21 protein-coding genes are annotated in these 19,679 nt (G+C 43.4%); 14 read left to right on the top strand and 7 right to left on the bottom strand.

All coding sequences use genetic code 11. From position 1 onward, the window contains the following. Positions 1–9 precede the first annotated feature (9 nt). The 5 genes from PO830_RS01345 to PO830_RS01325 all read left to right on the top strand — a co-directional run bounded on the left by PO830_RS01345 (position 10) and on the right by PO830_RS01325 (position 5,129). On the top strand, positions 10–387 hold the full coding sequence (locus PO830_RS01345; RefSeq protein WP_272851732.1) for a VOC family protein: 378 nt from the start codon (positions 10–12) through the stop codon (positions 385–387). 29 nt (positions 388–416) lie between these two features. Further along, positions 417–989, top strand: coding sequence for a non-canonical purine NTP diphosphatase (locus PO830_RS01340; RefSeq protein WP_272852012.1), 573 nt, complete (start codon positions 417–419; stop codon positions 987–989). A 152-nt stretch (positions 990–1,141) separates the two neighbouring features. Beyond that, positions 1,142–2,905: a DEAD/DEAH box helicase gene (locus PO830_RS01335; RefSeq protein ID WP_272851731.1), complete on the top strand. Its 1,764-nt coding sequence runs from the start codon at positions 1,142–1,144 to the stop codon at positions 2,903–2,905. Positions 2,906–2,972: 67 nt separating this feature from the next. Next, the gene (locus tag PO830_RS01330; RefSeq protein WP_272851730.1) at positions 2,973–3,746 is read left to right on the top strand and encodes a carboxypeptidase-like regulatory domain-containing protein; all 774 of its coding nucleotides are present in this window, start codon (positions 2,973–2,975) and stop codon (positions 3,744–3,746) included. Positions 3,747–3,752: 6 nt separating this feature from the next. Next, entirely contained in the window at positions 3,753–5,129 is a 1,377-nt protein-coding gene (locus PO830_RS01325; protein ID WP_272851729.1) for an aldehyde dehydrogenase, read from the top strand. Here the strand turns inward: PO830_RS01325 and rlmH are convergent, their stop codons facing one another. Then, positions 5,130–5,603 (bottom strand): 23S rRNA (pseudouridine(1915)-N(3))-methyltransferase RlmH, encoded by a 474-nt coding sequence (gene rlmH, locus PO830_RS01320; protein ID WP_272851728.1) that lies wholly within the window; start codon positions 5,601–5,603, stop codon positions 5,130–5,132. Positions 5,604–5,708: 105 nt separating this feature from the next. Here rlmH and nadC point away from each other — a divergent pair, with 105 nt between their 5' ends. The 4 genes from nadC (at position 5,709) to priA (ending at position 10,471) form a co-directional block, all read left to right on the top strand. Next, on the top strand, positions 5,709–6,569 hold the full coding sequence (gene nadC / locus PO830_RS01315) for a carboxylating nicotinate-nucleotide diphosphorylase (protein ID WP_272851727.1): 861 nt from the start codon (positions 5,709–5,711) through the stop codon (positions 6,567–6,569). Further along, on the top strand, positions 6,566–7,504 hold the full coding sequence (locus PO830_RS01310) for a YihY/virulence factor BrkB family protein (RefSeq protein WP_272851726.1): 939 nt from the start codon (positions 6,566–6,568) through the stop codon (positions 7,502–7,504). The genes nadC and PO830_RS01310 overlap by 4 nt, the downstream gene beginning before the upstream one ends. Beyond that, a complete protein-coding gene (locus PO830_RS01305; RefSeq protein ID WP_272851725.1) occupies positions 7,501–7,929 on the top strand; it encodes a DUF2147 domain-containing protein in 429 nt (142 codons plus the stop codon). Before PO830_RS01310 ends, PO830_RS01305 begins: the two co-directional genes overlap by 4 nt. A gap of 61 nt (positions 7,930–7,990) precedes the next feature. After that, on the top strand, positions 7,991–10,471 hold the full coding sequence (gene priA, locus PO830_RS01300) for a replication restart helicase PriA (protein WP_272851724.1): 2,481 nt from the start codon (positions 7,991–7,993) through the stop codon (positions 10,469–10,471). Here priA and PO830_RS01295 read toward each other — a convergent pair. Continuing rightward, a complete protein-coding gene (locus PO830_RS01295; protein WP_272851723.1) occupies positions 10,468–11,181 on the bottom strand; it encodes a LytR/AlgR family response regulator transcription factor in 714 nt (237 codons plus the stop codon). The two genes, priA and PO830_RS01295, sit on opposite strands and share 4 nt — an antisense overlap. Positions 11,182–11,391: 210 nt before the next feature. Between PO830_RS01295 and rpsF the strand changes: the two genes are divergently transcribed. From rpsF to PO830_RS01275, 4 genes are all read left to right on the top strand, one after another. Next, complete coding sequence (gene rpsF, locus PO830_RS01290; protein WP_272851722.1) at positions 11,392–11,730, top strand: 30S ribosomal protein S6; 339 nt, start codon at positions 11,392–11,394, stop codon at positions 11,728–11,730. Positions 11,731–11,733: 3 nt separating this feature from the next. Then, the gene (gene rpsR / locus PO830_RS01285) at positions 11,734–12,030 is read left to right on the top strand and encodes a 30S ribosomal protein S18 (protein ID WP_272851721.1); all 297 of its coding nucleotides are present in this window, start codon (positions 11,734–11,736) and stop codon (positions 12,028–12,030) included. 15 nt (positions 12,031–12,045) lie between these two features. After that, the gene (gene rplI / locus PO830_RS01280) at positions 12,046–12,501 is read left to right on the top strand and encodes a 50S ribosomal protein L9 (protein ID WP_272851720.1); all 456 of its coding nucleotides are present in this window, start codon (positions 12,046–12,048) and stop codon (positions 12,499–12,501) included. A gap of 61 nt (positions 12,502–12,562) precedes the next feature. Next, positions 12,563–13,036 carry a DUF6495 family protein gene (locus PO830_RS01275; RefSeq protein WP_272851719.1) on the top strand — a complete coding sequence of 158 codons (474 nt, stop codon included), beginning with the start codon at positions 12,563–12,565 and terminating at the stop codon, positions 13,034–13,036. 2 nt (positions 13,037–13,038) lie between these two features. Here PO830_RS01275 and PO830_RS01270 read toward each other — a convergent pair whose 3' ends face one another. Beyond that, complete coding sequence (locus tag PO830_RS01270) at positions 13,039–14,277, bottom strand: ABC transporter permease (protein WP_272851718.1); 1,239 nt, start codon at positions 14,275–14,277, stop codon at positions 13,039–13,041. A gap of 102 nt (positions 14,278–14,379) precedes the next feature. Here PO830_RS01270 and hisS point away from each other — a divergent pair, with 102 nt between their 5' ends. After that, complete coding sequence (gene hisS, locus PO830_RS01265; RefSeq protein WP_272851717.1) at positions 14,380–15,759, top strand: histidine--tRNA ligase; 1,380 nt, start codon at positions 14,380–14,382, stop codon at positions 15,757–15,759. Positions 15,760–15,788: 29 nt separating this feature from the next. On the opposite strand, the gene PO830_RS01260 is transcribed toward hisS, so the two are convergent. The 4 genes from PO830_RS01260 to PO830_RS01245 all read right to left on the bottom strand — a co-directional run bounded on the left by PO830_RS01260 (position 15,789) and on the right by PO830_RS01245 (position 19,661). Then, a complete protein-coding gene (locus PO830_RS01260) occupies positions 15,789–16,907 on the bottom strand; it encodes an endonuclease/exonuclease/phosphatase family protein (RefSeq protein WP_272851716.1) in 1,119 nt (372 codons plus the stop codon). A gap of 116 nt (positions 16,908–17,023) precedes the next feature. Continuing rightward, complete coding sequence (locus tag PO830_RS01255; protein WP_272851715.1) at positions 17,024–17,293, bottom strand: hypothetical protein; 270 nt, start codon at positions 17,291–17,293, stop codon at positions 17,024–17,026. A gap of 76 nt (positions 17,294–17,369) precedes the next feature. Continuing rightward, positions 17,370–18,035, bottom strand: coding sequence for a DNA-binding response regulator (locus PO830_RS01250; RefSeq protein ID WP_272851714.1), 666 nt, complete (start codon positions 18,033–18,035; stop codon positions 17,370–17,372). After that, a complete protein-coding gene (locus PO830_RS01245) occupies positions 18,036–19,661 on the bottom strand; it encodes a sensor histidine kinase (RefSeq protein WP_272851713.1) in 1,626 nt (541 codons plus the stop codon). Positions 19,662–19,679: the final 18 nt, after the last annotated feature.

Below are 19,679 nucleotides of genomic sequence, written 5' to 3'. Positions count from 1 at the left end.
TTGTTCGTTATGAAACACCAACCTTTCGCGTGGATTGAAATTCCGGTTACCAATATGGAGCGCGCCATCGCCTTTTATGAGGCTGTTTTCGAATATACTATCAAGCCGGTATCCTTCGGAGGATTAGAAATGGGATGGTTTCCGTTTGGGGATCAAAACCTTCCCGGAGCCACCGGAACCCTCATCAAACAGGAAAGCTACATTCCCAGTAAAGAAGGCCCCTTGGTCTATTTCTACAGTGAAAATGTTCAACATCAATTAGCTCGGGTGGAAAGCGCCGGTGGAACTATTTATCAGCCCAAGACCCAAATCTCTGAAGAATATGGGTTTATGGGGGTTTTTATAGATTCTGAAGGCAACAGAATTGCGATTCATTCGCAGCAATAATAGATCATTATCTTATGGAAAAGAATACGATGCAGTTGGTGTTTGCGACTCATAATGAAAATAAATTCAAGGAGGTAAAGGCCTTACTTCCGCATCATATAGAGTTGTTAAGTCTTAACGATATAGGCTGTGAGGAAGATATTCCGGAAACGGCCGAAACGATTGAAGGAAATGCAGCGATCAAAGCCGATTATATTACAAGCTATTATAATTACGCCTGTTTTGCCGATGATACCGGACTCGAAGTTCCTGTATTGAACAACGAACCTGGGGTTTTGAGCGCGCGCTATGCTGGAGAGGGCAAAAATGACCGAGCGAACATGGAAAAATTGCTGCGGAACCTGGAGGGTAAGACCCAACGAGACGCACGGTTTAAGACCGCCATTGCCCTAAGCATGAACGGGAAGGAGGTAATGTTCTTAGGAATTTGTACTGGTACCATTACTGAGCGTTCCCGCGGTCTGGGTGGATTTGGCTACGACCCAATCTTTCAACCCGATGGATATTCAGAAACCTTTGCAGAAATGGACCTGGCCACTAAGAATGAAATTGGTCATCGCGGTCGTGCCATCCGGCAATTGATTGAATACCTCAAAGAATAAATTGATAAATTGTTGCTAAAACCGCTACGAAGTCAATTTCTTAGCAGTACCTTTGCCGCTTGAAAAACCTCAGGGTGAGGTCTGTGTTTATATGAAGCCAAGGGTTTAATCGTCGGATGCTTCCCATAAGCACCTTTATTTTAAACCAAAATATGGCAACATTTAAATCATTAGGCCTGTCAGCCGATATGCTGCAGGCTATTTCGGATATGGGCTTTGAAACCCCTTCCGAAGTACAGGAAAAAACCATTCCTATTCTCTTACAACAAGAAACCGACCTGGTTTCGCTGGCCCAAACGGGTACTGGTAAAACAGCCGCTTTCGGGTTTCCAATGCTTCAGAAAATACAGGTTGACAGCCGCACTACCCAAGGACTTATCTTATCGCCTACGAGAGAGCTGTGTTTGCAGATCACTTCTGAACTGCAGCAGTATGGAAAGTATCTCGACGGACTCAATGTAGTGGCTATTTACGGTGGGGCGAGTATCACCGAACAAGCTAAAAAGATCAAAAAGGGGGCGCAAATTATTGTGGCGACGCCTGGGCGCATGAAGGACATGATTGGCCGCGGGTTGATCGACATTTCCAAAATCGAATACTGCGTGCTAGATGAAGCAGATGAGATGTTGAATATGGGCTTCTATGAAGATATTACAGAAATCCTTTCGCATTCTCCTAAAGACAAAAGTACGTGGCTCTTTAGTGCTACCATGCCCAAAGAGGTGGCCCGCATTGCTCAGAAATTTATGCATGATCCGGTAGAGATTACGGTGGGAAGCAAGAACGTGGGGTCCGAAAATGTCTCTCACGAATACTATATGGTAAGCGCTCGAGACCGCTATCCTGCACTGAAACGATTGGCCGATGCCAATCCGGATATCTTTTCGGTAGTATTCTGCCGAACCAAGCGAGATACCCAAAAAGTAGCGGAAAAGCTGATTGAAGATGGCTACAACGCGGCGGCTATTCACGGAGACTTGAGTCAGAATCAACGTGACATAGTGATGAAATCTTTTCGCACGCGTCAAATTCAAATGCTAGTGGCAACCGATGTGGCAGCGCGCGGGATTGATGTGGATGACATAACCCACGTAATCAATTACCAATTACCTGATGAGATTGAAACGTATACCCACCGAAGCGGTCGAACCGGTCGTGCCGGAAAGACCGGGGTATCCATGGTCATTGTTTCTAAGAGCGAATTGCGGAAGATCAAGCAGATCGAGAAGATTATTCAGAAAACATTTTCACAGAAGCAAATTCCAAATGGAGAGGAGATCTGTGAAATTCAACTTTTTCACCTGGCCAATTCGATCAAAGATACCGATGTGAACCACGCCATCGATGCTTATATTCCTCAGATTGAAACTGTTCTCAAGGACTTTTCGAAGGAGGAATTGATCCGAAAGGTATTCACAGTAGAATTCAGCAGGTTTCACAACTACTATAAATCGGCTAAAGACCTGAATGTTACCGCTAGTCAGAAGGAAGTGAGCGCTGGAAAGCAATATTCCGGAAATAGCGTGCGTTTCTTTATCAATGTAGGTCGTAAAGATGGACTGGAGTGGATGGACCTGAAAGATCTCATCCGGGAGTTGGTACAACTTGAAAAAGATGAGGTATTTCACGTAGATACCATGGATGCGTTTTCCTTCTTTAATGTGGATGCCCCGCATGCCGATAAGGTGTTAGAAGCGTTCAAGGGAGTACAGTTCAATAACCGTAAGGTAGAGCTAGAAATTTCGAACGAAAAGCGGAAGAAATTTGGTGGCAAAGGGAAAAAGTCACATCGCGGAAAAGGCGGAGGAAAATCTCATAGAGGCAAGGGAGGGCAACGTTCTGCCAAAGGGAATCATCGAAAAGGAAACCGTCCTGAAACCAAAGGCACTGGAGGTAAGCGCCGCAGACGCCGTTAATTTTTCTTCTTAACGAAACTTTTTGACTGAAAAACCGTCTATTTATGTACATTTACGTCCCAAACCTATGAGGCAGTACGCATTTCTTATCCTTTTACTTCTAGCAAGCGTTACCGTTTGGAGTCAGGAAGGTGATATCATCGACGGAAAGGTACTCAATGACGCAAATGATGTGCCTCTGGAGAATGTTAACATCGTTAACCTAAACGAAGTCATTGGGGCTACTACCAATAAAGACGGAGAATTTTCGATTCGCGCGAAGGTAAATGATACCCTCTATTTTTCCTATTTGGGATTCAAATCCATACGCGTTCGTGTGACTAACGACTGGCTAAAATACGGCGACATCAAGATTAAAATGACCGAGCTTGGTATTGCGCTGGAAGAGGTAGTGGTAAAGCCTGTCCAACTTACGGGCTACGTAGAGGTGGATGCGAAAACCATTCCGATCTACGATAACTATCGCTATCGAATTTCCGGAGTGAATATCGGGTACGAAGGAGGTGACCGCTCTCCGGGTGCCGTGAATAAAGTGTTAAGCGCTATTTTCAATCCAGCCGACTTCCTGTATAATATCTTCGGAAAGCGTCCCAGACAGATGCAAAAGCTTCGGAAGATGAAAGAGGATGACGAAATCCGAAATTTGTTGGCTACTAAATACGATCGCGAAACGCTCATGGCTGTATTACAATTGGAACGAGTAGATGTTGATGAAATTCTGAATAATTGTAGTTACTCTGCCGACTTTATAAGAACAGCAACCGATCTTCAAATTCTGGATGCTATCAGCGAATGTTACGATGAATACCGAGTCTTGAATCGGGATAAACGCAAAGGGTAATCCTCTGTGGCAAATTCTTCGATAGCAACCCTCATTACCGCTCAGCACGCCTTCTTTAAAACAGGTGCTACCCGATCGATTTCTTTCCGAAAACAACAACTGAAACGCTTACAGCAACTGTTGCGAGCGCATGAGGACCAACTGTATGAAGCGATATATGCCGATTTTAAAAAATCTCGTTTTGAAACTTTTACTTCCGAGTTCGCCTTATTGCAACAAGACCTGGATGATGCGCTGAAAAATACGAAGCGATGGTCTGCAAAGACACGAGTCGCTACCAACATCGCTAATTTTCCAGGAAAAAGTTATTTACAACCTGAGCCCCTGGGCGTTAGTTTGGTCATTGGGGCGTGGAACTATCCATATTTGCTATCCTTAGGACCTGTTATACCTGCCATTGCAGCGGGCAATACGGTGGTGCTGAAACCCAGTGAACTGCCAGAAGCTACTGCAATGTTGCTTCAAAACCTAGTAGCGGAATATTTTGATCCGGAATTCTTTACGGTCGTAACCGGTGGTGTGGAAGTTAGTACTACGCTTCTGGAACAGAAATTTCAAAAAATCTTTTTTACGGGAAGTCCGCGTGTAGGACAAATTGTGTATCAGGCTGCTGCGAAGCAGCTGACTCCCGTGACCTTGGAGCTAGGAGGGAAGAGTCCGACCTTCGTGACCAAGCATGCCAACCTCAAGCGCACAGTACAACGGTTGGTATGGGGAAAATTTATCAATGCGGGACAAACCTGCATTGCACCCGATTATGTTTGGGTGGAGGCTGCTATTGCTGAAACGTTTCTGGAGTTACTGACATCGCAAATCCGCTCTATGGACTATGCGATTGAAAACGGCAATTACATGCAGATCATCAATACCGACCACGTTGATCGTTTATTGCGCTACTTGGAGGATGCGACCGTGTATTTTGGGGGACAGTACGATCGTGACGAACGCTTTATCGCTCCCACGATCTTAACCGATGTGACCTTCGAGAGTCGTTGTATGCAAGAAGAAATCTTTGGGCCGATACTTCCGGTATTGGTTTATGATGATTTGAAAGATGCCCTTGAAAAAACCAGCCAGCTTCCGAAGCCTTTGAGTTGTTATGTGTTTTCCGAGAATACGAACGAGCAGCATCAAATCACAGAGACCCTATCTTTTGGTGGTGGCGCCATCAATGACACCATCATGCATATTTCGAATCCTGAGTTGCCCTTTGGTGGCGTAGGGAAGAGCGGTATTGGAGCCTATCATGGAGAAGCTGGTTTTAAGGCCTTCAGCCATACGAAAAGTATGTTGAAAAGAGCCAACTGGCTGGAGCTCCCACTGAAATATCCGCCTTATTCAAAGCGAAAGTTGCGATGGATCAAGCGACTTTTGAAACTGTAGTTAGCGATGATGATAGGGCTCATTCCGAAGAATAGTATAGCCTCTGTACACTTGCTCGACAAAGAATAAACGAACCATTTGATGCGAGAAGGTCATGGCAGAAAGCGCTACTTTTCCCTGAGCACGTGCATAAACTTCTTCACTAAAACCGTAGGGTCCGCCAATCACAAATACCAGGTTTTTGAGTCCGCTGTTCATTTTTTTCTGCAGAAACGCACTAAATTTTACCGAACTGTAAGCGGTTCCTTTTTCATCTAGGAGTATCATTTGGTCGGACGGTTGGATTCGCTTTAATAGTTCCTGCCCTTCTAGTATCTTTTGCTGTGCTTCGGAACGATTTTTCGCTTGTTTGATATCAGGTAGTACCTGAAACTCGAAGTTGACATAGTGAGACAGGCGCTGCCGGTAGCGATCGATCAACTCCTGAAGCGCGGGATCATCTGTTTTTCCGATGGCAAGAAGCGTAATATTCATGCGGACTCTTTAGCGTGTAAAAATACGAAGTTTAAAGGGTTTCCGGGTGGTTTTGGTTTCGGACTTCAAACTTTTTAGGTTATTTTAGCTGAAAGAATTTGTGCTATGATTTCAGAAAAGCAATTCCATAAAGAGATTGATCTTATCATCGCGAACGCCATCCGTGAGGACGTAGGTGATGGCGATCACAGCTCGTTGGCCTGCATACCAGAAGATGCTACCGGAAAGGCCCGGTTGTTGGTAAAAGATGAGGGTATTTTAGCTGGGATCGATTTTGCAAAGAAAGTATTTGAATTTGTAGATCCCGGTCTCAAAATGGAGGTAAAACTTCACGACGGGACCGCTGTTACTCATGGCGATGTGGCATTTATCGTGGAGGGCAACTCTCAATCTATTCTAAAGTCAGAACGCCTCGTGCTCAACGCCATGCAGCGTATGAGTGCTATCGCCACTAAAACGAATGAATATGTACGATTGCTAAAAGGCACTAACACTCAGATTTTAGACACTCGGAAGACAACACCGGGCATCCGCGCATTAGAAAAGTGGGCGGTTACCATTGGTGGTGGAGAAAACCATCGCTTCGCACTATATGATATGATCATGCTAAAAGACAATCATATCGATTTTTGTGGAGGTATCACACAAGCCATTCAGAAGACACAGCGCTACTTGTCGGAAAAACAACTCGACCTAAAGATCATTGTAGAGGCGAGAAATCTAAATGAAATTGAAGAGATCCTAGCCAATAATGGCGTGTATCGAATTTTAATTGATAATTTCAATTACGAAGACACCCGAAAAGCGGTGGCGCTCATAGGAGACCAGTGCCTAACCGAATCCAGCGGAGGCATCACCCTGGAGACCGCCAGAACCTATGCTGAATGTGGCGTGGATTACATTTCCAGCGGTGCGCTCACACACTCTGTCCATAACATGGACTTGAGCCTTAAAGCCATTTCATGACCGAAGTAGAGGAAAATCTGTTAAAGATCCCTGTCTTACGACAAGGTATCTTGTGGAGTCAGCGGGTGGTGTTACCCGGACTTAACGGATTGACCCTTTACGACCTTTTGGCCACGTATGTTTCGGGAATAATCAAAGGAACGTTTTCTTCTCGAGCCAGTTCTATTGCGTACAGCTTCTTTATGGCTTTGTTCCCATTCTTGCTATTCATTCTGAACCTTATACCCTACGTTCCGATAAAGAATTTTCAGGAGCGATTTTTGGTGTTTATTGAAATCTTTTTACCACCGCAAACACAAGAATTTTTCTATCCTGTGATTGAAGATATTGCGCTCAATCCCAGGTCAGGGCTATTGTCATTCTCGATAATTCTGGCCATGTTTCTCGCCGCCAATGGAGTGAACACCATTTTTAGCGCTTTTGAATATTCGGTATATGTTACGATCAATCGAAGTTTCTTCCGACAGTACTTTATCGCTTTAGCCGTTTCGGTGTTTTTGGCATTGTTGTTGCTTCTTACTGTAGTGATGGTGTTGTTGGGTGAATATTTCATCGAATCCATTAAGGGTCAAGAATTTATAAATAATGAGGCCTTTTTGGTTTCAGCACTTCAACTCGTCATCTCATTCGTTCTTATATATTCGATCATTGCATCCTTGTATTATTTTGGAACTAAGAAGCAAAAGGATATGAAATTTGTCTCCATAGGTGCTTCTTTAACCACTATTTTATTTATGCTAACCACCTATTTATTTGGTGTTTACATAACTAATTTCTCAAACTATAATGAGTTATATGGATCCATTGGTGCACTTTTGATAATGATGTTTTATATTTGGATTAATGCAAACCTGCTGTTATTGGGCTTCGAATTGAATGCGTCCATCCGGCAATTGAAAAAAAATAATACTAATAACGAAAACCGAAACCCATGAAAAAATTAATGCTATCCCTGATTTTGCTTGTAGGCGCCGTAACTTTTGCTTCGGCGCAAGATGTTACCGGAAAGTGGAAAACAATTGATGACGAGACCGGTGAAGCAAAATCCATTGTAGAGATCTATAATGAAAACGGTAAGATTTACGGAAAAGTTATAGAAATTCTTAATCCGGCACGAAAGAATGCCACCTGTACTGAATGTGAGGGAGCCGATAAGGGGAAACCTATTGAAGGCCTGGTCATCATCAAAGGCTTGGAAAAAGACGGGGATGAATACAACGATGGGAAAATCTTAGATCCCCAAAATGGAAAACTGTACAAGTGTTATATTGAATTGGAAGACTCCAATAAGCTGAAAGTGAGAGGGTATATTGGATTCTCCTTACTTGGACGCACACAGTACTGGCACCGCGTAAAATAAGCGCTGTAAAATATAGTATCTTTAAGCTACCTTTTCGGTAGCTTTTTTATTGTTATAAAATTTGAATTCCATCATCGAAACATCTCTGTTTTTTGTTGACGTAATTCTGCCAATTCCGCTGCGGCAGGCATTTACCTATGCCATTAATAAAGATGAAGCCGCGTACTTAAAGCGAGGGATGCGGGTCTCGGTACCCTTCGGAAAATCTAAGATCTATACGGCCTTGGTCGATAGGGTACATCAGCAAATTCCGGATTCTTATGAACCGAAGGAGATCGATCAGATTTTGGATGAGGCGCCACTTGTAACCGCGAAACAATGGAACCACTGGGAATGGATGGCCTCTTATTATCTGTGCACTTTTGGGGAAGTGATTCGTGCGGCACTGCCGAGTGCCTTTTTGTTAGAAAGTGAAACCATCATTCATTTGTCGGCTTCTTTTGACGCGACTTCCATCGATGCGCTTCCGATTACCGATGAGGGCTTTTTGGTTTTGGAAGCCCTGCAACATCAATCATCGCTTCATATTAATGATGTTCGATCTATTTTAGACCGAAAGCGGGTCCTTTCCGTGTTGCAGGAGTTGTTGCAACAAGGCTATATCGAAGTTAAAGAAACCTTGTATGACGCGTATACGCCCAAACAGAAACGCTATATACGAATGGCGTCTGCGTACGCTTCAGAAGAAAAACTACGCGCGCTTTTAGACAGCCTGTCTCGAGCACCGAAGCAGCGCTCCGTAATCATGACATTATTTACGCTGCGCACGGCCGATAAAAATGTGGGAAGCGTACAACTACAGAAAAAATCAAATGCTTCCGCAGCCATTTTACGAACCCTGATCGACAAAGGAGTTTTAGAGGAATATTTCTTAAAACACGATCGCGTTTCTTATGATGGCGATGATCCGGGGCATTTAAAACAATTGAGCCCGGCGCAAGAACAGGCCTACTCAGAAATTGTGCAATCCTTTGAGCAGAAACCTATTTGTTTGTTACACGGAGTAACATCTAGTGGAAAGACCGAGATTTATGTAAAACTGATAGAAGAGGTTCTCAAAACCGGGAAGCAAGTGCTGTACATGCTGCCGGAAATTGCCCTGACCACCCAGTTAATTGGTAGACTACAGGCATATTTCGGGTCGAAAGTAGCGGTATACCACTCAAAATATTCGGTAAATGAACGGGTGGAGGTGTGGAAGCATGTACTGGAAAATTCTAAGAAGGCACAGGTGGTGATAGGCGCGCGTTCTTCCTTATTTCTTCCCTTTTCCTCATTAGGATTGATACTCGTTGATGAAGAACACGAACCGTCTTTTAAACAGTACAATCCAGCGCCACGCTACCACGGGAGAGACGCCGCCATGCTGTTGGCACATATCCACGGTGCAAATACCTTGTTAGGTTCGGCCACGCCTTCGTTGGAAAGTTTTTACAATGCACAACAGGAAAAATACGGTTTGGTGTCGCTTACAGAGCGCTACGGAAAAATACTGCTCCCTGAAATGGAATTGGTCGATCTACAGGATGCCTATCGTAAGAAAAAAATGACAGGGCATTTTTCAGAACGACTCTTGGTGGCTATGAGAGAAACCTTAGCGGCCGGGGACCAAATCATTTTGTTTCAAAACAGACGTGGATACTCACCTGTGGTGTCTTGTACCACCTGTGGTACCTCGCCCCAGTGTCCTAATTGCGATGTGAGTTTAACCTACCATCAGCATAAAAATCAACTGCGCTGTCATTATTGCGGGTATCATATTGCTATGCTGCACAGTTGTATGGCCTGCGGAATGGAAACTTTGGATACCAAGGGTTTTGGAACCGAACAGATTGAAACGGAGTTGCAAACGTTATTTCCGAAACATCGCGTGGCACGAATGGACCAAGACACCACACGCGGTAAGAATGCGTACCGAAAACTGATCGATCAACTGGAAGAAGGCGAGATCGATATTTTGGTAGGAACGCAAATGGTGGCCAAGGGGTTAGACTTCCGAAATGTGCGTTTGGTGGGGGTGATGCAGGCAGATAATCTGTTGAACTTTCCAGACTTTAGAGCACATGAACGAAGCTTTCAATTACTGCTACAGGTGGCGGGCAGGGCAGGACGTACCCAAAAGAGAGGAAAAGTACTGATTCAGACCTACAATCCGCATCATCAGATTTTACAGCAAGTTACCGTCAATGATTACCAAGGTATGTATTCGGAAGAAACCGAAGAGCGGTATCAGTATAAGTATCCTCCCTTTTTCAGGACCGTTAAGATCACCGTAAAAGCTCGAAATTTTGTGACCATGCAGCAGGCGGGACATTGGCTGGCACAAGCGCTATCGCTTCAGTTGAAGGAACATGTGTTAGGGCCAGAACAACCTCCGGTGGGCAGAATTAGAAATGAATACCTCACGTGCTTATTGATAAAGATTCCGAAGCAACAATCGTTGCCCAAGACCAAGGCATTTATTCTTCAGGTATATCGACGCTTTTCCGCGCTGAAGGAGTTTTCTTCGGTAAAAGTAGTAATAGATGTAGACCCTGCTTAATTTCGCATGGAAGCGGTAAGGGCTTCTACAAGATCTGATTTTCGATTTCGACTTAAGGGTAATTGCTCATTTTCGAGTTCGATCACCTTACTATTGTAACGCTCAACCTTGTCTAGATTTACGATGTACGATTTATGTATGCGTAAAAAACGATCTTCCGGTAAGAGCGATTCAAAGTTTTTCATGGTAGAAAGTACTACCAGGGCATCGTGTTCGGTAACGAGTTTTACGTAATCACCAAGCGCCTCAATATAGCGCAATTCGTTGAGAAACACCTTTCGCTTTTTCAAGTTGCTCTTCACAAAAATAAAGTCTTCATCATCGAAGCTATCTTCGCTTTTCAACTTGTAATTTGTGATCGCTTTGTGGACGGCATTGTAGAACCGATCTCTGGAAATAGGCTTCCGAAGGTAATCTACCGCGTCATAGTCGAATGCTTTGAACGCGTATTTGGTTTTTCCTGTTACAAAGATGATCTGTGGTTTGTGCGTGAGATCATCCAGCAGATCGAAGCCCGATAAAATGGGCATTTCGATGTCTAAAAACACCAAGTCTATCTCGTTATTAGCTAAGCCCATTTTTGCCTCAATAGCATTGTTGTACTCTGCCACGAGGTCGAGAGATGGGTGGTTTTCAATTAGTTTGACGATTGATAATCTCTGAAGTGTAGAATCGTCAACAATGGCGCATTTAAGTATAGGTTTATCCACAAGTATCCCCAATTTTTTGTAAGACAATGATAAGGAAAAAATCGATGAACGGCAAATTATTTTAACTTTTGTCGAAAAAAATGAACGGTTTAACTGACTGTGTAGGAAAACGTTGAAGGGTTTGTAGGTTGGGTTTGTAAATTCAAATATTCGTTGTATTTTTGCCCGCTCTTGGCAAGGTGCTGAGAGCTTAATTATAATTCAATTTTTATGAATCATTACGAAACTGTTTTCATCTTGAATCCCGTTTTATCTGATGAGCAGATAAAGGAAACAGTTAAGAAATACGAAGACCTTCTTATTTCTAAGGATGCTAAGATGATTTCGAAAGAGGATTGGGGACTTAAAAAGTTAGCCTATCCTATTCAACACAAAAAGAGTGGTTTCTATCACTTGTTCGAGTACACTGTTCCCGGTGATGCCATCAACGATTTAGAGTTGGCATTCCGTCGTGACGAGCGCATCATGCGTTATCAAACGGTGAAATTAGACAAGCATGCAATTGCTTGGGCTGAAAAAAGAAGAAACCGAAACAAACAAAAAGCGTAATCCATGGCAACCTTACAACAACAAGCAAAAGGAAAAAAAGACGGAGAAATTCGTTATTTGACTCCCCTGAACATTGAAACTACAAAAGCAAAGAAGTATTGTCGTTTCAAGAGATCTGGAATTAAGTACATCGATTACAAAGATCCAGATTTCTTAGCGAGCTTCGTAAACGAGCAAGGTAAGATCTTACCGCGTCGTCTTACAGGAACTTCTCTGAAATACCAACGAAAAGTGGCTGTTGCCATCAAACGTGCCCGTCACTTGGCGTTGATGCCATACGTGACTGATTTGTACAAATAAAAAGCAGATAGGATTATGGAACTTATATTAAAGAAAGATGTAGAAAACCTAGGGTTCACAGACGACGTGGTTACTGTGAAGAACGGGTATGGCCGAAACTATCTTATTCCACAAGGATATGCAGAATTGGCAACTCCTTCTGCTAAAAAAGTATTGGCAGAAAACTTGAAGCAACGCGCTTACAAGGAAAAGAAAATTGTTGAAGATGCTCAAGAACAGGCTGATAAGCTAGATGAGATCCTCGAGATGAAGATCACCGCGAAAGTCGGGGACGCCGATAAATTATTCGGTTCTGTGACGAATGCAGACCTGGCAAATGCTCTTGAAAAAGAAGGCGTAGCGATCGATAAAAAATACATTTCTATTGCTGGGGGTGCGATCAAACGTGTTGGACAATACGAAGCAACTATTCGTTTCCACCGTGAAGTGGTGAAGAACTTCACGTTCGACGTAGTGCCAGAAGCACAATAATCTTCAAATTCACATATCAAAAACCTCGGCCTTGGTCGGGGTTTTTGTTTTATACCTTTTTATGAAATACGCCCGACTTACAAAAGAACAACTGGAGGAATTACACGAAGAGTTTATTCGCTTTCTCGCGACGCAGTCCATTACCGGCGACGAATGGAAGCAACTTAAGGAAAATAAACCACAGGTGGCCGAAGCCGAAATTGATGTGTTTAGTGATTTGGTTTGGGAGGGAGTGTTGGAAAAAGCGGAATATTTGGAAAATATGGCGCCGCAACAACTCTTCTTGTTCAAAATTAATACTGATGACATGACATTGATCGCCTTGAAAATTATGGATAACTCCAAAGATATTACCACGGTTGAAGGCTATCGTTGGCTTCAGCAACACTACGCTTCCGAAGCGGTCGAATTTTACACGGCTACGAAAACCTTTTCCGAAGATAAAAAAGCAGATATCTTTAGTTTGATCGAGAAAGGGGCCATCATTACCAAAGGCGAGCTCTATCGTTTTTTTGAAAAGATGATTGACGCGTAAGCTTATTCGTATCGCAAACTTTCAATGGGGTCTAACTTGGCGGCTTTGGTTGCCGGATAGGAGCCAGCTAAGACCGCTACGATAAAGGTGATGACCGTCGCCCAAAGCATGGCAGCCCACGGAATGGAAAAATCGAAATCGAAGATGTTCGAAATTAACAATCCGGTGAGAATTCCGAGGACGATCCCAAGGACACTTCCAAATTGACCGATAACAATGGTCTCCATAAAAAATTGTGTCGAGATCGTAGATCGTTTCGCGCCTAACGCCTTGCGTACGCCAATTTCACGGGTGCGTTCCGTGACGGAAACCAGCATAATGTTCATCAGGGCAATAGACGACCCTAAAATGGTAATGATACTGATGATCCACGCGGCAATAGACAACACCCCGGTTATGGAGGCGATTCGATTAATAAGATCGTCGCTGCGCTCTATTCCGAAGTTATTTTCTTCTACCGGACTCAAACGACGTACATTTCTGAAGGTAACGATGGCTTCGTCCTGAGCGCCCTGCATCATTTCTTTATCGTCTACTTTGATGCTGATGGTATAATTTATATTGGGTTCCGTAAAGATTCCGCGTGCGACTTGAATCGGAATAAGCACCTTGAGATCTTGATTGTTTCCGAAGGTGGCCCCTTTCGATTCTAACACGCCCACCACTTTAAACTTTACCCCTCGAATGGAAATGGTCTTATTGATTGGATTCTCGTTTTCGAAGAGATTCTTAAGAAAGTCAGATCCAATTAAACACACCTTGTTGTTATTCTGAACGTCAAAATAATTCAACGCCCGACCCTGATCAACTTGAGTACCGGTATTTTCAAGATAGTTTTCATTCACACCGTATACCTGAACCTCGGGATCAGTCTTTTTGCTTTCGTATTTCACTTCCGCAGTACCTGTACCCCGAAAAGAAATAGAGGTCTGGGCATAGGGATATTGATAGGCGTCCATAAAATTACGAATGTCGTTGTAATTAATGATAGGGTTCACCTTTTCGCGTTCGCCTCCTTGCCGCTGTACATTAAATTCATAGCGTTGAATATTGAAGGTGTTCGACCCCATAGAGGCAAAATCACTACTAATCGTATTCTCCAGGGCTTTGACCAAACTTAGAATTCCTACCAACGCCCAGATACCAATACCAATGATGATGATGGTCAGGATGGTACGGAGCAACTGACTTTTAATGGAATCGAGCGCAATGCGCACATTTTCTCGGAAGAGTGAAAACATAAGATCAACTTCTGTGGCGTTAGACTATTAAGCCGCCATAAAGTTACAATTTAGCCAATATTTTAAGATATTTGTGCTCGCAAATCTTATAAAGCCAAAGTCTTGTCGAAAAAACCTTCTATCCCTAAAGGAACCCGCGATTTTTCTCCGGAAGAAGTAGCCAAACGCAACTACATTTTTGAAACGATCAAGCGTTGTTTCAAGTTATATGGGTTTCAACCTATTGAAACGCCTAGTTTTGAGAATTATGACACCCTTATGGGTAAATATGGGGAAGAAGGCGACCGACTCATTTTTAAGATCTTGAATAGCGGTGATTTTCTTCGGAAAGTAGATGACAACACCTACGCACAAAAAGACGCTGCTGCCTTCACTCCTAAAATTTCTGAAAAGGCCCTACGTTACGATCTTACCGTTCCATTTGCACGGTATGTGGTACAACACCAGAACGAGATTGACTTTCCGTTTAAGCGCTATCAAATGCAACCCGTGTGGCGTGCCGATCGCCCCCAAAAAGGACGCTTTCGAGAGTTTTACCAATGTGATGCCGATGTGGTGGGAAGTACCTCGCTGTGGCAGGAGGTAGAGCTCATTCAGCTGTATGACGCCGTATTTTCAGAATTAAAACTGAAGGGAACAACCATTAAATTGAATAACCGTAAAGTGCTAAGCGGTCTTGCGGAAGTCATTGGCGCGTCCGATCAACTTATCGATTTTACCGTAGCGCTCGATAAGCTCGATAAAATTGGGAAGGAAAAAGTGGAAGGTGAAATGCGGGAAAAGGGTATTTCTGAAATAGCCATTGAAAAAATTCAGCCGCTCTTTACTATTTCCGGAGAGGCTTCCGAGCAATTGGTAACCCTGCGGGAAATGCTCGAAGATTCTGAAATTGGAAGGAAGGGTATCGAGGAGCTCGACTTTATCATTTCGGCCGTTTCGGCCTTAACGCTCGATAGCGCTACCGTAGAAATAGACGTTACCCTGGCGCGCGGACTCAATTACTACACTGGAGCCATACTTGAAGTAGCCGCTCCTGAAGGCGTTGCGATGGGAAGCATTGGCGGTGGTGGACGCTATGATGATCTCACCGGGATCTTCGGACTTAAAAATATGAGTGGGGTAGGGATCTCTTTTGGTCTCGACCGAATTTATTTAGTGATGGAAGCACTTACCTTATTCCCGGAAACGGTTCGGGAAGGCACGCACGTATTGTTTCTTAACTTTGGAGAAGAAGAATCGCTATACGCCATGAAAGCGATCACAGCCTTGCGTAAACAAGGTATTGCGGCGGAATTATATCCCGACGCTGCCAAAATGGGCAAACAAATGGGATATGCCGACAAGCGAGATATTCCTTTTGTGGTTTTGGCGGGAGAAGAGGAAATGGCGAAGCATCACTATACGTTAAAGAACATGAAGTCTGGTGACCAACAAAAATTAAATAGCGAAGCATTGATCAATGCCTTAAAGGTATCCAAATAAATTTATAGACTTTCGTCTCCGAACGCGTATTAGATTTTATCAAATTTGCTCTGAAGGAAGTCCTTGGAAGAATCTTCTTCGATCTCGATCCATACCGGAAGGTGGTCAGACACCTGATTGCGTTTCCAATAGCGGTGAAAGTAACTGTGGAATGCCTGATCGTCTGTCAAGGTGCTTGGATCATTTTTATGGGCTAACATCATTTCATGGTATTCCGCGCTAGCGTCATCCGTAAAAACATAATCATATAATGGGAAAACGCCCCCCGACTCTTTATTATCTCCATTCTTACGAAGTTTAAAATAGGCATCGGTTTTCATGAATATCCGGTCGTAGCATTCGGTCTGACTGGTATTGGTGGGTACGCCGATGAGACTTTCACATTCTTTGAATCCTTCTTGTGTGACCAGCGAGACGATATCGTGATTGTCGTTATATAGATTGGTGTCGCCCAGGAGAATCATGTTCTCATTCCAAAGATGTTTTTTCCGCACTTTTTCTTTATAAACCTCCATAAGCAACCGCAACTCTTCTTTGCGTAAGGCCTTGTCATCCTCGTCATTCCCGGGATGAAGGTGAAGCCCGACAGCAGCGAATTTTTTCCAACCACATTCAAAACCGGTAATGGAAGGAGTTCTTTTAAGTTGTGAAACACGGTGTAAGGGATCCACAAACTCTTCAGGGACTACCAGCTCTCCTGAAAGTCCGGAATGGCGCACTCTTCGTGTGTCATAGATATAACCGAAACGTTCTTTATTTCCGCTAGCGCCTTCCGTAATATCGGTAATGAGATATGACCAATGACTTCCCAGTATTTTCATGACGAGATCCAGATCGTAGAGCGAACGTTTGATCTCTTGAATGGCCACAATGTCGAACGCGTTGATGATTTCAGCAATGTAAAAATACGCTTCGGGTAGGCGTTCCCCCAGGTGGCCGAATTCCTTCACGTTCCACGAAGCAAGTAATATGTTTCGATCTACTTCTTTCTTGGGGACTTTCATTGCGAGTCCGTTTTTGAGTGCAATGAGATTATTGAGCGTTCGTTTTTTGGCGGATTCCGACAGGAGAAGCGCTTTTTCGTAAAATACTAAAGAATATTTATTCGGAATGAGTTCCCGGGAGGGACGGAGGTCGTTATACCACATACTATTGTGTTTATTAGTTCGTGGCAAGGTAGTGATTGCGAGCTTTATAACGCAAAGGAAATGACTCTAGATTGCTCAGGGTTTCTCCATATTCATGAATTACGACTTTTGGATGTCTACGCTTCCAGCAGATACGCTAACGATCGCTCAGTAACGGTTTCTACATAACGACGGAAATGCTGAGAACCGGCATGTTTCACAATATACCGATTGAGCCATAGTCCATGAATAGCGAACGTTTTCATATTTTCAACGTGAACGGCACCGGGTTTGAGGTAGTTATATTCATAGGAAACGCCGTTCTTGAAGGTTACAATGATGGCATCTTCTTCTATGTGGTAAAAGCGGATATTCGATTTGCCACTGAGGTTTTCGTATTCAAGCATGCAGGTTGTGTTTTTTGTTATTCGAACCTACAGTAATTGACTAGAATATATTTACGGTTTTCCGTAGAACAAAAAATTATATGAGGCCCATATCTTTGGCCAGGGCGATCAGCTGCGTACTATTTCGTGCGTTGAAATGATCCTTTAATTTACTAAGTCGTTTTTCCACGGTACTCAGACTACTAGGACGGATGCGCTTGGTTTTTAGATAGACGCTGATATCTTCTTGCTGAAACCCCTGTGATAATTGTTTGAGTAAGGTGATGTCGAAATCGGTAATCTCAAAATGGGTGTCGGTTGCCAGTCCGCTAGCGATGGGCTCAGAATAAAAATTTTTACCTTTTTCGATGGCTGAGATGGCCTGGGAGAGGTCGATTAGACCTCTTCTTCCTTTGCATACATATGCTTTAACCGCCTCTAACTGGGTTAGTGCTCTTGCTACGTCAATACGATCATCTACGGAAAAGACAATGATTTTTGTATTGGGAAGTTCGGTCGCAACGATATTGGCCAGTTCTTTTCCGGAGTTTAAATGATTATTTCTATAATCTGGCTTGAAGGAAAGATCTGTGATGAGAAGTTGAAAAGGCTCCTGAATAAGGGCCGCTTTTTTCAGCTTGAGATAGGCATCGTCACAGTAGCTGGAATAGGCGATGTTAGTTATGCCCAATTGTTTCAAGGTAGATTGAATTCCTTCGTTAATACTTCCCAGATCTTCAGCAACTAATACTTTTGCAATCATTTAAATAATTATTTCAGCTTGAAAGCCATGAGTGTGATTTGATGTAAATGTAATAGAACCCGAAACAGCCTTAATACGGTTTTCCGCATATCTTAGTCCGTTTTCCGGCGCCCCCTCAGTGCCCACCCCGTTGTCTCGATAGTGTACATGAACTTTTGAAGCGTGGTTTTTAAAGCTGATCACTACAAAATTGGCACCACTGTGTTTGTGCGTATTGGTCAATAATTCCTGTAGCACTTTATAGAGTGCCTCGCGTTTTAAATTCGACATAGCGTCCCAGGGTATGGTGCTGGTGTTCTTCGGAATGACACGAATTTTGGTAGTGGAATAATGGTGAAACAGATCCGACAAAATTTCTAGGAACGGTCGTTTGGAATCTATAGCATTATGGGATCTGGAAAGGGACCGCGCTTGCTGGTACACTTTTTCTATGGCATCCAGGGTCTCAGTGTCTTCTTCTTCCGAGAGGGTATTCATGATCATAAACAGGTTGTTGGCGATGTCGTCATGAATATGTTGTGATATGGCGCGTTCGGTTTCGAATACGGCTTGCCGGCGCTTACGTTTATGCCGAAGAATGAGCCATACCGAGGGAAAGAGTATGAAGAGCCCCCCTAGAATGGCTAAAAACAGAATGCGTTCCTGGTTGATTTTGGCCGATAAGGCAGCACGTTCCGCTTCCGATTTATCGTATTTCAATAAAGCATACGCATTTTGTACATCTTGTTTTACTGCGCTAAGACTATCGGAGAGCTGAACATAACGGGGCGCGTATTTAGCTTGATCCAACGAAAGTAATAATCCCAAAGCCTCTTTTTCAAACGATGTATCTCCAATGTCTTGGGAGGCACGATGCATTTCTGTGGCATACAACTTCGCTTTGACCGTATCCTCAAGACGTAGGTAATGTTGTACCAAATGACGATGTATGGAGTAGGTTCTAACTGCATTCGACTGGGATTTTTGTAAAGTCAAAGCCTGTAGTAATTCAGACTCACCTCCTTGTGAAGCGAGCGATAAGGTATTGCCTAAGTTGTCTAAAAATTTTATTTGATGGTAGTTTTTTTGTTCTGAGGGCATTTTGGAAATTAGCGATAAGCCCGTTCTATAGGTTGCGATGGCCTCTTTAAAACTTCTTCGTTCCTTGAAAAGAGTGGCCTGATTGTTCAGAATATATAGGCTGTCGAGCGTATTGTTTGAATTTGATAACGCTCTTTGATATTGTAGATGGGCAAGGTCGAATAAGCCTTTTTCCTGTTGTAGTATCCCCAGCAAGCACAAGAGACGAACACGGGCCGCCACATCCTCCTTTTTTAGCATACCCAGTGCCTTTACAGCATTTTCCTCACTTAATTTGGCATCTCCTAATTTGTATAACGAATGGGCCATCACTTCGTAGATGTATGCGCGATAATACTTAGGCTGCTGTTCGATTTGTGGTGTTCTTGTCTGAAGCGCTTTCATCCCTTCAACGAGTTCATAAGCATCGTGAGTACCTCGCAAGCTATTTAGTATCGAATCTAACGGTTGCTGTTGCGTCTGACCATACCCACAGTTTGTGTTCAGCAATAAACAACTACTGCTGAAAAGTACTAAAAAGAGGAATGTATGTGGGTTTCGATACATTCCTCTAAAAGTACTTAA

It is taken from the genome of Altibacter sp. HG106 (assembly GCF_028561755.1).
Taxonomy (GTDB): domain Bacteria; phylum Bacteroidota; class Bacteroidia; order Flavobacteriales; family Flavobacteriaceae; genus DFVG01.
This window is presented reverse-complemented; position numbering and strand designations above follow the sequence as displayed.